The 12,916-nt window shown below is 65.3% G+C and carries 11 protein-coding genes and 1 pseudogene; 4 read left to right on the plus strand and 8 right to left on the minus strand.

Annotated features, from left to right (window positions below; translation table 11 throughout):
- Positions 1-420: 420 nt before the first annotated feature.
- Positions 421-1,542, plus strand: a pseudogene (locus ACQPW1_RS22220) (IS701 family transposase); the annotation flags it as partial.
- A gap of 20 nt (positions 1,543-1,562) precedes the next feature.
- Complete coding sequence (locus ACQPW1_RS22225; RefSeq protein WP_433653860.1) at positions 1,563-1,727, plus strand: hypothetical protein; 165 nt, start codon at positions 1,563-1,565, stop codon at positions 1,725-1,727.
- Positions 1,728-3,013: 1,286 nt separating this feature from the next.
- On the opposite strand, the gene ACQPW1_RS22230 is transcribed toward ACQPW1_RS22225, so the two are convergent.
- Complete coding sequence (locus tag ACQPW1_RS22230; RefSeq protein WP_433664610.1) at positions 3,014-4,060, minus strand: Acg family FMN-binding oxidoreductase; 1,047 nt, start codon at positions 4,058-4,060, stop codon at positions 3,014-3,016.
- Between the two features lie 226 nt (positions 4,061-4,286).
- On the opposite strand from ACQPW1_RS22230, the gene ACQPW1_RS22235 reads away from it, so the two are divergent.
- On the plus strand, positions 4,287-5,060 hold the full coding sequence (locus tag ACQPW1_RS22235) for a sigma 54 modulation/S30EA ribosomal C-terminal domain-containing protein (protein ID WP_433664611.1): 774 nt from the start codon (positions 4,287-4,289) through the stop codon (positions 5,058-5,060).
- Positions 5,061-5,069: 9 nt separating this feature from the next.
- The gene (locus ACQPW1_RS22240; RefSeq protein ID WP_433664612.1) at positions 5,070-6,044 is read left to right on the plus strand and encodes an acyl-ACP desaturase; all 975 of its coding nucleotides are present in this window, start codon (positions 5,070-5,072) and stop codon (positions 6,042-6,044) included.
- On the opposite strand, the gene ACQPW1_RS22245 is transcribed toward ACQPW1_RS22240, so the two are convergent.
- From ACQPW1_RS22245 to ACQPW1_RS22275, 7 genes are all read right to left on the minus strand, one after another.
- Positions 6,031-7,026: an Acg family FMN-binding oxidoreductase gene (locus tag ACQPW1_RS22245; RefSeq protein WP_433664613.1), complete on the minus strand. Its 996-nt coding sequence runs from the start codon at positions 7,024-7,026 to the stop codon at positions 6,031-6,033. The genes ACQPW1_RS22240 and ACQPW1_RS22245 overlap by 14 nt on opposite strands.
- A gap of 68 nt (positions 7,027-7,094) precedes the next feature.
- The gene (locus ACQPW1_RS22250) at positions 7,095-7,757 is read right to left on the minus strand and encodes a hypothetical protein (protein ID WP_433664614.1); all 663 of its coding nucleotides are present in this window, start codon (positions 7,755-7,757) and stop codon (positions 7,095-7,097) included.
- Positions 7,758-7,883: 126 nt separating this feature from the next.
- Positions 7,884-9,254, minus strand: coding sequence for a wax ester/triacylglycerol synthase domain-containing protein (locus tag ACQPW1_RS22255; RefSeq protein WP_433664615.1), 1,371 nt, complete (start codon positions 9,252-9,254; stop codon positions 7,884-7,886).
- A gap of 75 nt (positions 9,255-9,329) precedes the next feature.
- The gene (locus tag ACQPW1_RS22260) at positions 9,330-10,124 is read right to left on the minus strand and encodes an ABC transporter permease subunit (RefSeq protein ID WP_433664616.1); all 795 of its coding nucleotides are present in this window, start codon (positions 10,122-10,124) and stop codon (positions 9,330-9,332) included.
- A gap of 6 nt (positions 10,125-10,130) precedes the next feature.
- Complete coding sequence (locus tag ACQPW1_RS22265) at positions 10,131-11,021, minus strand: ABC transporter ATP-binding protein (protein ID WP_433664617.1); 891 nt, start codon at positions 11,019-11,021, stop codon at positions 10,131-10,133.
- A 45-nt stretch (positions 11,022-11,066) separates the two neighbouring features.
- Positions 11,067-11,750: an SRPBCC family protein gene (locus ACQPW1_RS22270; protein WP_433664618.1), complete on the minus strand. Its 684-nt coding sequence runs from the start codon at positions 11,748-11,750 to the stop codon at positions 11,067-11,069.
- A gap of 118 nt (positions 11,751-11,868) precedes the next feature.
- Complete coding sequence (locus ACQPW1_RS22275; protein ID WP_433665307.1) at positions 11,869-12,912, minus strand: zinc-dependent alcohol dehydrogenase family protein; 1,044 nt, start codon at positions 12,910-12,912, stop codon at positions 11,869-11,871.
- Positions 12,913-12,916 lie beyond the last annotated feature (4 nt).

The following is a 12,916-nucleotide window of genomic DNA, read 5'->3' on the forward strand; positions in this document are numbered from 1 at the left end:
CCTATTGAGACCACCCCGCCGCGCGGGCGTTCGCTAACGGTTGGGTAGGCCGTGCAGCGAGGCGCCCAAGTGGGTCCTTTTCCGCACAACCTCCCGCCGAACCCGGCGTGCCAGCTTTCCCGGCACCGGGCTCTCCAGTGACCTATACCGCGATGTCACGGGGACACCCAAAACCGTTTCGGCTCTCTGCATTTCGCATACCTCACGATTCCTGGTGTCCGGTCACCTGTTCCCCTTCGCCCTGTGGACGGCTTTCCCGTCCTCCCTGGTGGGGCGTGACTCCCACGACTACTACGAGAACTCCGTCGCCATAGGACTCGTGTCCCGTAGGCGATCCCACGTTCGTCATCGTCATACGTCTCTAGCACGACTTAGTACTGCAACGGCACCTATGTGAGTGAGTGCTGGTAGATCTGGTGTGTGGTGTTGGATCGTGTTGTGGCCGAGTTGGATTCGTTGATGTCACGGATTGCGGGCAGGTTCGCCCGGTCCGAGCCGCGGGAGCGGGCGCGGGAGTATGTGTCGGGGCTGTTGGCGGGTTTGGAACGCAAGAACGGGTGGACGCTCGCTGAACGTGCTGGTGAGGGCAGTCCGGACGGGATGCAGCGGCTGCTGCGCAAGGCTGATTGGGACGTCGATGCGGTGCGTGATGATGTGCGTGACTATGTGGTCGAACATCTGGGTGATCCCGAGGCTGTGCTGGTCGGTGACGAGACCGGATTCCTGAAGAAGGGCGTGAAATCTGCTGGGGTGCAACGCCAGTACTCCGGCACTGCCGGTCGCACGGAGAATTGCCAGATCGGGGTGTTCCTGGCCTACGCCTCGCGCCACGGGCATGCCTTGATCGATCGTGAACTCTATGTTCCCGAGTCGTGGACCTCGGATCGAGACCGCTGCCGCGACGCCGGGATCCCCGACGAGGTCGAGTTCGCGACCAAAGCGCGGCAGATGATCGCCATGCTGCAACGGGCGCTGGCCGCGGCAGTGCCGTTCGCGTGGTTCACCGCCGACGAGGTCTACGGACAGGCGCCCTACCTGCGGGACTGGCTCGAGGACCAGGACGTGTCCTATGTGCTGGCCACCCGCTGTGACCACCAGCTGAGCACCCGCGCCGAGCGCACCGCACGCGCCGACGAACTGATCGCCGACCTCGCCGCAAGCAAGTGGCAGCGGCTCTCGGTCGGAGCCGGCGCGCACGGACCCCGCGAATACGACTGGGCACGCCGCCCGATCGAGGGGACCTGGGCCCGCGGGCGCGGGCACTGGCTGCTGGCACGACGCGCGTTGAGTCCCAACAGCAACGGCGTCTACGAGATCGCCTACTACATCTGCTACGGCCCGCACCGATCCCGCCTGGTCGACCTGGCCTGGGTCGCCGGGTCACGCTGGCATGTGGAGGAGGCGTTTCAGCAAGCCAAGGGCGAAGCCGGGCTCGATCACTACCAGGTCCGCAGCTGGCGGGCCTGGTACGCCCACATCACCCTCTCGATGCTCGCACTCGCCTGGCTGGCAGCGTCGAAAACCCTTGCCGCAAAAGGGGAACCAGCGAACTCGAGCAAGACATGATCGCGCTCACGCTACCGGAAATCCGCCGCCTGCTCATCGCGTTCGTGCTCACCCCACACCATGTCGCCGATCACATCTGGGCCTGGTCGAGCTGGCGGCGACGCCGCCAGCACCAAGCCCGGTTATCGCACTACCGGCGGCGCGGCCACCCACTCACCTGAGTGCCGTTGCAGTATTAGGCGGCCCACTCATCTCCTTGAATGTCCTCACTGGACATCGCTCCGTATCCGGAAGGCGAGCCGGCCAGCGGACGAGACCGGCCCGGGACACGGCGTCGGTCATCAAGCATCTTCTTCCGACGGGCGGGCATTTGCACCTTCTGGAGATTGGGCTTCAGGCAATCCAGCTTTCGCCATATCGCGCGGGTCCCCCGACGCACCGCCCCGATGCTTGGGCACGACCGTCGGTTTCCTGACATGCTCTTGTCCCCGTTAGCCTTTCGGCCTTGGGTAAGTCAGCGGACCCACAGACCTCCTTCCAGTCCGTCCCGGCTACGCCAGGGATATGACGATGCGCATCGTGGCGCACTCCGCCTCTGCCGATGTGCGCGCACCTGCTCACTGAGGCGGACGCGGGTCCTGGTCCGACAGTTGCGTGTTGGCGTGTTGGTTCGACACTCCATCCGGAATGTTCGCTGGTCCGAATACATGGAAGTACGGTGAAACGGACTGGCTGTCGGAGAACGTTCAGGCCGCACCACGGCCAGGCTGACCCCAACGTCGCGGGCGATCTCGCGCAGGAACTGGCCTTCGGCGAGCGCGAGCGCCAGGTCCAGGATGAAGCCGCGTTCGGTGTGCTCGCCCCGCGCCCACGCCGCGTAGGCGAGGGGTCGTACCATCCGGAAGCTGCTCGATTCCGAATCACCAGCGTTTGTTCCAGCTCGGCAGGGTTCGAACCAACGATCGGAGTCACCCAATCAGGAACACCTGCATCACGACCTACAAAAAACACATCTACCCGGTCGCGTGCGACGGGGCAGACCTCTGGACGTCCTGACAACCGGGCTGGGTCACCGGCCGCGCACAAACTGGTATCCACAACTGCGGTGGACTACAGGCTGCTCGGCGGTGCGTATAGGTCCAGGCGTGAAATTTTTCCGGTGGAAGCTACACGGCGTCAGTAGTCCGGGTCGGTGAGCAGCCGGACCGTGAACAGGACGCCGGATCGTCTGTTGGACACCGGACCGGTCGGACCGAATCGCCAGGACTGCCGCACCGGGCCGGTGTTCAACAAACGTGTCGAAAACGGTTGATGTTCAACAAGTCCGGCCTGATTTGCTTGGACAGTCGCGCAACTGTCATCTGGATTGCTCGACTGTCCGGACATCCGGTAATGGCGACCCGCGCGTTGGTCATTCGTCCAAAAAGGTTGGCTGGCGGCACTTCCCAAAGAGCAATACGGCCGAATTGCGTGCGTTGTGGCATGCAGATGCTCGGAGCCGCCGGGGTCAGGATCGCGCCGGAGTCGACAGCGTCAGGTCGATCGATGCTGGGTTGCGTATGTGGGCCGGGTAGACCTCGAGTACTTCGGACAGGGGTCGCCGCGGTGTCGGGTCGGCGCCGGTTTCCGCCGGCGCGGTGCCGATCCGGATCACGACCTGCGGAACGCCCGGTTGGGTGATCAGGTCGGCGATTTCTGCTCTGGTAGTTGTGAGTTCGGTGATGTGGGTGAGGATGCCGGTGGTCAAGCCGCGCGCGGTGCACTCGAGTAGTAGTTCGGACATCGCTTCGCCGGTGTGCAGCCATTGTCCGGGGGAGTCGCCGATGGTGCTGAGTACGACCAAGCGTGAGTGGTCATCGAGGTCAGGTCGCCGTGTCGAATACGGCGCGGATGGAAAGGTTCGCCCGACATCGACCCGGGCGGCCTCGGCATCCGAGACCAAGGCGGACACCGGAACACCTGCGTGTGGACCCGAATGGCCACTCCACCAATACAATTCATCCTGATATGCGTTGTCGTGGCGACGCAGCGCGGTCACTTGGCGGGTGGCGTCGGCCAGTCGGGGGCGGTCGTCGTCGGTGATCTCGTCGACCGTCACATGATGTGGTCGCGCCAGTTCGCGCACCGTGTCCAGAACGCCGGACCAGTCGTCGGGCGCTGCCATCGGCAGTCGGTCGGTGTGCCGCAGCGGGATAGCGCGGACCCGGGCGGCTGTCCTGTTCAGCGGTCCGCACCACGGCCGGAACTCGAATACGGCCAGCAGTTCCGGTCGGCGGGGATCGGGCATCCGGGTGACGTAAGCGAACCAGCCCATCGAAACGAACGCCTGGCGTGCGTGGTCCAGTGCCGCACCGCAGCTGACTATGAGCTGGCGGCTCTGCGGATCGGCGGCGGGGAGCCGCCGATCGGTGTCGCTGTACAGGAACAGCCAGGTGCTGTCGAAGACCCATCGCCAGGGTTGGGTGTTGTGTACCGATGGCGCGCGGCAGGCCACCGTAAGCGCCGCCCGCACAGTCGGGAGGTCGGGTGTACCTGAATCGTTCTCCGCATCCATATCTCGAGTGTCGACCAACAGCATCCGTTGTCGGGATGGCCTTTACGCACCGAATCCGGGGCCTATCGTCACCGATTCCGGCGTTCTGATCCGCGTTCACCGCGGCAGGGACTTTGTCGGGTAGTCGGTCCCTGCCTCCAGGGACCTTCGGCCCTGCCCGGTCGGTGCGCCCGGTGGTGACATAGGGACCGCTGAAATGCCGGACTAGCGGGAAGTGGGCCCATCCATGACAGTGTCCGAACTGAGGTCGACCACGTCGCACACCACGCCGGTACTGGTCTCGCCCCGTGGCGCGGTGACCGAAGGACAGCTCACCCAGGCGATCCGCACCATCGGGCGAGTTGTGCGGCGGCACCATATCGATGACGTCGCGCGGGTGCGCCTCAGCGCGGCACCGTGCGCCGACGGGCCGATGCTGGTGGAGGTAACCGTCGCTTTCGGGGGTGTGCCGGTCCGGGCGCAAGCGGTGGGACCCGGCGGGTTTGCGACAACCTTCGCCGCCGAGCGGCTGGATCGGATCCTCGCCGGTGTCACCGCGGGCGAGGTGCGGCCGCGATGGCCGGATCCGCGGCGACCGCAGCTGGCATTGCCCGGCGAGCCTCGTCCGATCGTGCGCCGCAAGCGCTGCGCCTTGCTGAACGCGACGGTGGCCGAGGCGATCGCGGTGCTGGAATCGATGGACTACGACGCCCATCTGTTCATCGACGCCGAGACCGGGTTGGACGCCGTGGTCTATCGTGCGGGTCCGCGGGGTGCGCGCCTTGCCAGGCAGCACCGGCTAGGTCTGCCTACCGCTGGAGAGTCGTTGGCGCTCACCGTCAATCCGCTGCCGACGCCATATCTGAGCGAGGGTGAAGCCGTAGATCGGTTGTGCCGCTATGGCTTGCCGTTCCTGTTCTATGCCGATCCGCGAGATCGCCGTGGGCGGCTGCTCTATCGCCGTTACGACGGCGACCTCGCTGTGGTCGCACCCGCCGAATCCACCGAGAAAGAAAGGTAGGCACCTAGATTGCCGCGTGACCTGATTCAACGCGAAATCCTGACCGAGCTGGAGCCGATCGCCGAAGACTGTGTGCACCAGCATCTTTCGATGACGAAGGACTGGCACCCGCACGACTACATTCCGTGGGAGGAGGGCCGTAATTTCGCCATGCTCGGCGGAATCGACTGGGACGCAGAGCAGTCCAGGCTCAGTGAGGTGGCCAAGGCGGCCATGATCACGAATCTGCTCACCGAGGACAACCTGCCCTCCTACCACCGGGAGATCGCTGAGAACTTCTCTCGCGACGGCGCGTGGGGGACCTGGGTCGGCCGCTGGACGGCGGAGGAAATGCGGCACAGCACCGTCATCCGGGACTACCTCGTGGTGACCCGGGGCGTGGACCCGATCGCGCTCGAGGAAGCGCGAATGATCCACATGACCAACGGTTTTTCCTCCGGCGCGACCGCTGCCGAGGTGGACAGCGGCGCGGGCTTCCTACATTCGGTGGCCTATGTGAGCTTCCAGGAATTGGCCACCCGGGTCACCCACCGCAACACCAGCCGGGTGTGCCAGGACCCGATCGCGGACAAGATGTTGCAGCGCATCGCCGCCGACGAGAACCTGCACATGATCTTCTACCGCACGGTCTGCGGCGCGGCGCTCGATCTCGTGCCCGATCAGGCGATCGAGGCCATCGACGCCATCGTGCGCAACTTCCAGATGCCCGGCGCGGGCATGCCGAACTTCCGCCGCCACGGCGTCCTGATGGCCAAACACGGCGTTTATGACCTCCGTCAACACCTGGAGGAGGTTTTGGCGCCGGTGTTGCGGCAGTGGAACATCCTCGGCCGCAAAGATTTCACCGCTCGCGGTGAGCGGGTTCGGGAGCGGCTCGCGGCTTATCTCGATGACCTCGAACGGGTGCGGATTCCCAAGTTCGAGGAGCAGCGTGACCGTTCGCTGGGTCGGGAGCGAGCCCGGGCCTTACCTATTCGAAGGTGAGGATGTCGGTGACCGGACGGCGCGGCGAGGTCGGCGGTACTTCTCCGTCCGGCGCCGAGCCGATCCGGATCACGACCTGCGGTACCACCGGATCGGCCAGCAGGCTCGAGATGGTCTTGCGGACGGTGGGCAGCTCGGTGATGTGGGTCAGTGCGCAGCTGGCCTGGCCGGCCACGGTGCACTCCAGCAGCACCGCCGACAGCGCTTCACCGGTGTTCAGCCACGCGAGCATCGAGTCGTCCGCGGAACTGAGGACGATCAGTTGTGCCTGGTCCTCGACTTCGCCGCGGCGTGCCGAATGCGGCGCGGACGGGAAGGCGCGACCTACCGGGACCCGGGCGGATTCCGCATCCGAGACGAGCGCGCTGCGCGGCACCCCCTCGGTCACGTGGGAATGGCCTGTCCACCAATGTAATTCGGTCTGGTACTCCATGTCGTAGCGGCGCAGCGCGGTCGCGTACTGCGAAGCGATGGCCAGCCGCGATCGCGCATCCGCGTCGAGGACATCGAGTTCGATATCGTGCGGGTTCGCCAGCATCCGTGCGGCGTGCACAAGCTCGTTCCAGTTCCGCGGCGGGAGCATCGGCAGCCGGTCGGTGCGGCGCAGTTCGATCGCGCGGGCGCGGGCATGCACGCCGATCGGCGCATCCGGCCACGGGCGGAACTCGATGGCCGCCAGATGATCGGGCTGCTCCGGATCGGGCAACCGCACGGTGTCGGTGTGCCAGCCCCGTTCGGCAAGCGCGGTGCGCAGATGATGCAGCACCGCACCGCAGCTGATAACCAGCTTCCGGCCGTGCGGATCGGCCGACGCGAGGAGCCGTTCGTTGTCGCGATACAGGTGCAGGCGCGTGCCGTCGAAAACCCAGCGCCACGGCTGCGTATTGTGCACCGACGGCGCCCGCCCGGCCAGCCGCACAGCCGCCGTAATCGTCGGTCGATCCGGTACGAAGGTTTCGAGAAGAACATCGCTTTCGGTCATACATCGAGTGTCCGTCGACCCGGCAGGCGGCAGATACGGGACTTGAGCCCGATCCGGAGGGTCCAAAGTCACTGCGTAGAGGCAGGGGGTCGTAGGATGCGGACCAAGAAGGCTCCCGTCACGGCGGCCATGACCGCGGCCATCAGCAGCCCGCCGCCGATGCCGATCACCGCGACCAGCGGGATGGATTGCCCCGACTGCCACAGGGGCGTGGTGAAGGCAATGAACACCAGCAGACCCGCCAGCCAGGCCAGGGCGGTCACCCAAATCCATTGGCCCGCACGGCGTAACCGGTGACGTAGCACCAGCCACTGGGTGACGCCGATGGACAGCAGGATTACGGTCCCGCCCACGATCGCGGCGAGGACGACCACGGTGGGCGGCCATGTGCTGAAACTGTCGCCGGCCAGCACCGGGATCGCACCTATCGACCAAGCCGCCAAGGCGCCGATCATCGTTGCGAGAATCCAATCACCGGAACGCAATCCGGGCACCACAGAGCGCAGCACCCGCGCTTGGAACCAACCCAAGATCGTGCCCTCGACCGCACCGGCGGCAAGCAGCGCAACCGCGGCAGCGGCCGGTGTGGCGTCCCGCAGGAACGCTCCTGCCATCGCCGGTGCCGCGAAGCCCAAGAATTCACCGAGGGTGACGTTGATGAACCAGCGGCGCCACAATCCCTGATACGGCGCGCCGATGCCTGGTACCTCGTATCGAGTCGTGGTCGTCATGGATCAATCGTCGCCACCGAACGCGCCGGTCGGCAGGACCGAAAGCCACCAACCGCGGTAGCCGATGGCCCTTTGCCTCAGTGCGCGATCTTTCGGCGAGCGGAGGCGGATGGTCACCGGCCACCATTACCGATGCGTTCGGCTCAGGCGCTCGAGCCTCGTCGCGAGTGCGTCGGTGAGCCGGTCCTGGTCGGTGACGATGTCCGGGTCGGCGATCACGGTGACGGCGAGGGTTTCTGCGTAGGACAGCACGGCGAAGGTCACACCGACGTTGCCCGGGGTCGCCACCAACGGGATGAGCCCAGCCACCCGGTACCCGGCCAGATGCAGGGCCGTGGCGGGTCCACGCAGGTTCGTCTCGAAGGTGTGCACGAGGCGTTGATGCTCGATGAACACCTCGAACAGGCCGGTCCGATGCAGCAGCCGAAACACACCACCCAACGGCGCCGCTGACGAAGCCCGCACGGTCGATCTGCTCAGCGCCTTCGACACGGCGACGATATCGATGAGTCGCGTCGCGTCGTCGTCTATCGCGGGAATCGAGATCGGCCGGACGCCGGTGTTGTTGCCCAGTTTGCTCGGATCCGCGCCGTAGCGGCCGGAGATCGGCACCGATATCACCAGTTGACGCGGCCGCTCGCCGCGGGCCTGCAGAATATCCAGCACTGCACCGGTGATCGCGGCGAGCACCACGTCGTTGACGGTGCCGTCCGCGTGGTGTGCGGTCGCGACGACGTCGGCCAGCTCGACCACGACCCGGGTGGCACGGCGGCGAGACGAAGTCGGCCGGTTCAAGGAGGTTCGTTCGATCGGACGCAAGCTGGTCGAGCTGAATCCGAGTTCGCGCAGGCCCGCGAACCCCCGCCGAATATCGACCGGCATGGCGCGAATCGTGTGCAGCCGCGCGCGGGCCGCGTCGGAGGCCATCGCCCACCTACTCGGTGGTGACTGGGGGAAACCTCGGACCGGCTGCACGGACCCCTCGTCGGCCAGTGCCGCTAGCACGGCCAAACCGCCGAGACCGTCAGTGAGTACGTGGTGCACGATGACGATCAAGGCGCAATGCTCCGGCGAGATGACCAGGCCTGCCCGCCACAACGGTCGATCCGGTGGCAGAGGCTGGCACAACATGTCCGTGGCGATGCGGAAGAGCTCTGGTTCCGCCGCCGATCCCGGGTGGGCGAGCACTTCCAGGTGGTCGTTGAGCACGAATCCTGGGTCGTCGACCCAAATGGGCCGTCCACAGCCGAAAGGAGTGCGCCGCAACGTTTGCCGGAGTCGAGGTATCCGAGGGATCCGGTCGGCGAGCAGTGACCGGATGCGCTCGGGAGTCGGCGTGGCCGCACTGTCGAAGAGCAGGATCGCGCCGAGGTTCATCGGTATCGAAGCGTGGTCGGCGACCAGCACGGTGAGGTCCATCGGTCCCGCGCGCTCGATCAGGTCCGGACGCGAACGAATGGGCGGACCTGGCGTGACAGGAACATGTACTCGTGTCACTGAGAACCTCCGTTGATTACGTTGTTGACGATCCAGTTCGACGGTGCCGACGCCGCGCATCGAATTCGGGGCGGCTCAAATGCCTGCGATGTCTCGGCGGTCGAAGATCGGCAAAGCGGCCAGCACACAGCAGATTCCGCCCAGCGCGAGCCACAGATAAGGGAGGGGGAGTCCGGCGCCCATCGGCCCGCCGCCGACGGCTTGATGGAACGGTGACCATGGCCCCCACGGGGTGATCGCTGTGACCAGCTGGCTGGCCACATACAGCACATACGCTGCGACCGCGAGAACCGAGGACACACCGATCGCCAGCACGCGCTTGCCGGTGGCCGCACCGATCGCGGCGGCGATCAAACCGAACTCCATTCCCAGCAGCGTCATCGACAACGCGCCGGAGGCAATGGCGGCGATCGGTATGCCGAGTCCGAAGATCGCCGAGCACACCACGATTGATCCGAACAGTGCGAGTCCGAGCACGACAACCGAGGTGATGACCACGGCAGCCTGCTCCAGCGCCAGCCGGATCGGTGAAATACCGTTCACGAGGAGAACTTCCAGGGTGCCGCGCTCCTCCTCGCCGGCGATGCCGCGGGCGCCCCGGCTGATAGCAAACACGAGAAACAGGATCGGCAGCAGCATGGTGAACAGCTCGGCGTTCAAGAACCCTGTGCCCGTGCTGAATTGGTCTAGATTGAACAGTTTTTGCATGGCTTCGGGGTAGTTCTTCAGGAAGCTCTGCATGCCGGCCATGTCCGAGAACGTCGGCCAGATGGCGGATTCGAGCAGGACGAGCAGGATGACGCCGATGCTCCAGCCGACGAGTCCTCGGCGCTGATCGCGCAGTGATTTCGTATACACGTTGCGCAGCATGGCGTTTCAGTCCTGACCGTAATAGTTGAGGAAGATCTCTTCGAGGTCAGGTTCGTGACTGATGATGTCGGTGACCTCGAACGGCGCCACGACCCGTAACAGTTCGGCCGTCGAGCCTTCGAGTTCGATATGCACCGCTTTGGCGTTGCGGTGCACCGACCGCACGCCGTCGAGCTGGCGCAGCCGATCCAGAGCCGGTGCCGCACCGGTGAATACGAGATCGATGTGGCGCAGCGGCCGGGCGGTGAGCTCACCGATGGAGCGCACCTCGACCAGTCGGCCTTGGCGCAGGATGCCGACCATATCGGCCACCTCCTGCACCTCCGAGAGCACGTGCGAGGACAGGAACACGGTGCTGCCAGCGGCCTTCGCCTCGTGAACCAGGGTGTGGAATTCGCGCTGTACCAAGGGATCCAGGCCGGAGGTCGGTTCGTCGAGGACGAGCAGGTCGGGTTCGGACATGAACGCCTGCACGAGGCCGACCTTCTGCCTGTTGCCGTGGGACATCGCGCCGATGCGCACGGTGGGGTCGAGTCCTAGCCGCTCGGTCAACAGGCGGCGGACCTTGTCATCGACGCCGCCGCGCAGGTGTGCGAGGTAGCTCAGATACTGATTGGCGGTGAGGTCGGAGTATCCGACGAATTCGCCTGGGAGATAACCGATATGGCGTTGAGACTCGGATCGTGCGCGCACCGTGTCCGCCCCGCCGATCGCCGCGGTGCCGCGGGTGGGTCGCATCAGGCCGACCAGTAGTCGGATGGTGGTGGTCTTTCCCGCGCCGTTGGGTCCCAGGTAGCCGAAGACGACTCCGGCTGGGACTTCGAGATCCACGTCTACCAGGGCGGGCTTGCGCCCGTAGAGCTTGGTCAATCCTTTGGTGCTGATAATCGCTGGCATCCGAGTGTCTCTCTCACGACTGGTTGTTGATTGAGCCTGTTCCGGCTACGTCAGTCGGACTAGGTGCGTGCGGTCCTGATCGGGTGGGCCGAAGTTGTTCGCCACGGTGCTGCCGCGTTCGGCTCGCTGTTTGATGCCGATCAGCATCTTGCGCTCCATGAGCCAGCTTCCCGGTTCCATGACGAATCGGTTGAACAGCCTGCTGGGCAGACCGGATTCGGGCAGGGCGATTCGGTTGCGGCTCACCAGCCGGGTGCCCTCGGCACTCGGATAGAGCCCGAACGCCCACGCCCAGTGTCCATCGGTGGACGCGAACACCAGGGTTTGTTCGGGTTCGAGAGTGACGACACGAAGGCGCTGTCCGCCTTTGCCGAGGGCGAAAGTGTCGCCGACAGAGAGGTTTTGGAACTGTGGAAGGATCTTGTCGGTGCTGTGCATGTTCAGCCCGAGTAGATTCTCGATCCAGTCGTAGGTGTAGGCGCCGCCTCTGCCGGGGCCGAGTTGGACCAGCCATGGCCAGATCGCCGCCGGGTTAGCGGCGATGGTGATCGCCCTGGTCGTAATGATGTCGGGGGCCGTCGGCAACTCGTCACCCGGCATGATGCGAGCGACCTCGTCGGTCGTCGCGCCCCAGGTGAGACACCGACGGCGCAGTATTGCCTCGTAGCTCAATGCCAGTGCGGCAAGGTATGTCGTGGTGCCGACCGTGAGGGCTGTCCTTGTTCTCATATGCGTACGGTCCTTCGAAAAGTGGCGTGGATCCGGAGTCGTTCGGCCGCGCCGGCGTCGACTTTGGTCGTCACATCCAGTTCCGGATCGATCTCCGGGGTTCGTCCGTGACGGGCGGTCATTGTTGCGCGGTCCGCGAGACCATCACTTTGAGTGCTCCCGTCTCGCCGGCGCGCGCGAAAGTGTCGTAGGCGCTGGGGAATTCGCTCATGTCGAAGTGGTGGGTGATCATCGGTGTCGGGTCGAGCTGGCCGGTGCGGATCAGTTGGATGAGGGTGGGGGTGGAGCTGGTGTCGACCAGGCCGGTGGTGATGGTCAGGTCGCGGGTCCAGAGGCGTTCCAGGTGCAGGGTGGCCGGGGCGCCGTGTACGCCGATGTTGGCGACGTGACCGCCGGGGCGGACGAGATCGACTGCCAGCTCGAAGGTTTCGGGCACGCCGACGGCTTCCATGACGACATCGGCGCCGAGGTTGCCGGTGAGCTGGGCGATGTGCGCTCGGACGTCATCGCGGGCGCTGTTGAGTGTGCTGTCCGCGCCGAACTTGCTGGCGGCCTGCAGCCGACTGTCGACGAGGTCGACGACCACTATGTGGCCGGGGCTGTAGAGCCGTGCGGTCATGATCGCGGCCAACCCGATCGGTCCCGCGCCGATGGTGACGACCACGTCGCCGGGACGGACCCTGCCGTTGAGCACGCCGACTTCGTGGCTGGTCGGCAGGATGTCGGCCAGCATCAGCATCTGTTCGTCGGTGATGCCGTCGGGGATCGGGTGGGTGGACATGTCGGCGAAGGGCACACGCACGGATTCGGCTTGGGTACCGTCGATCAGGTGGCCGAGAATCCAGCCGCCGCCACCCATGCACTGACCGTAGCGGCCTTCCTTGCAGAATCGGCACGTACCGCAGGCGGAGATGCACGAGATCAGTACGCGGTCACCGACTTTGCGGGAGCGCACACCAGCACCGACTTCGGTGACCGTGCCGACCGCTTCGTGGCCGAGAACACGTCCCGGGATAACTTCGGGGACATCGCCTTTGAGGATGTGCAGATCGGTTCCGCAGATCGTGACCGCGTCGACGCGCACGATCGCGTCGGTGCTGTGCTGGATTTCGGGGTCGGGGACTTGGTCCCAGCTGGGTTGGCCTGGACCACGAAAAGTCATGGCG

This window comes from Nocardia sp. CA-128927 (assembly GCF_050955855.1).
Classification (GTDB): Bacteria; Actinomycetota; Actinomycetes; order Mycobacteriales; family Mycobacteriaceae; genus Nocardia.

Bases quoted from the DNA above. Each gene is read 5' to 3' on its own strand.
- ACQPW1_RS22245 (WP_433664613.1), bottom strand. From the start codon at position 7,026: ATGACCGAAAGCGATGTTCTTCTCGAAACCTTCGTACCGGATCGACCG.
- ACQPW1_RS22225 (WP_433653860.1), top strand. From the start codon at position 1,563: ATGATCGCGCTCACGCTACCGGAAATCCGCCGCCTGCTCATCGCGTTC.
- ACQPW1_RS22275 (WP_433665307.1), bottom strand. From the start codon at position 12,912: ATGACTTTTCGTGGTCCAGGCCAACCCAGCTGGGACCAAGTCCCCGAC.
- ACQPW1_RS22235 (WP_433664611.1), top strand. From the start codon at position 4,287: ATGACAGTGTCCGAACTGAGGTCGACCACGTCGCACACCACGCCGGTA.
- ACQPW1_RS22270 (WP_433664618.1), bottom strand. From the start codon at position 11,750: ATGAGAACAAGGACAGCCCTCACGGTCGGCACCACGACATACCTTGCC.
- ACQPW1_RS22230 (WP_433664610.1), bottom strand. From the start codon at position 4,060: ATGGATGCGGAGAACGATTCAGGTACACCCGACCTCCCGACTGTGCGG.
- ACQPW1_RS22250 (WP_433664614.1), bottom strand. From the start codon at position 7,757: ATGACGACCACGACTCGATACGAGGTACCAGGCATCGGCGCGCCGTAT.
- ACQPW1_RS22265 (WP_433664617.1), bottom strand. From the start codon at position 11,021: ATGCCAGCGATTATCAGCACCAAAGGATTGACCAAGCTCTACGGGCGC.
- ACQPW1_RS22260 (WP_433664616.1), bottom strand. From the start codon at position 10,124: ATGCTGCGCAACGTGTATACGAAATCACTGCGCGATCAGCGCCGAGGA.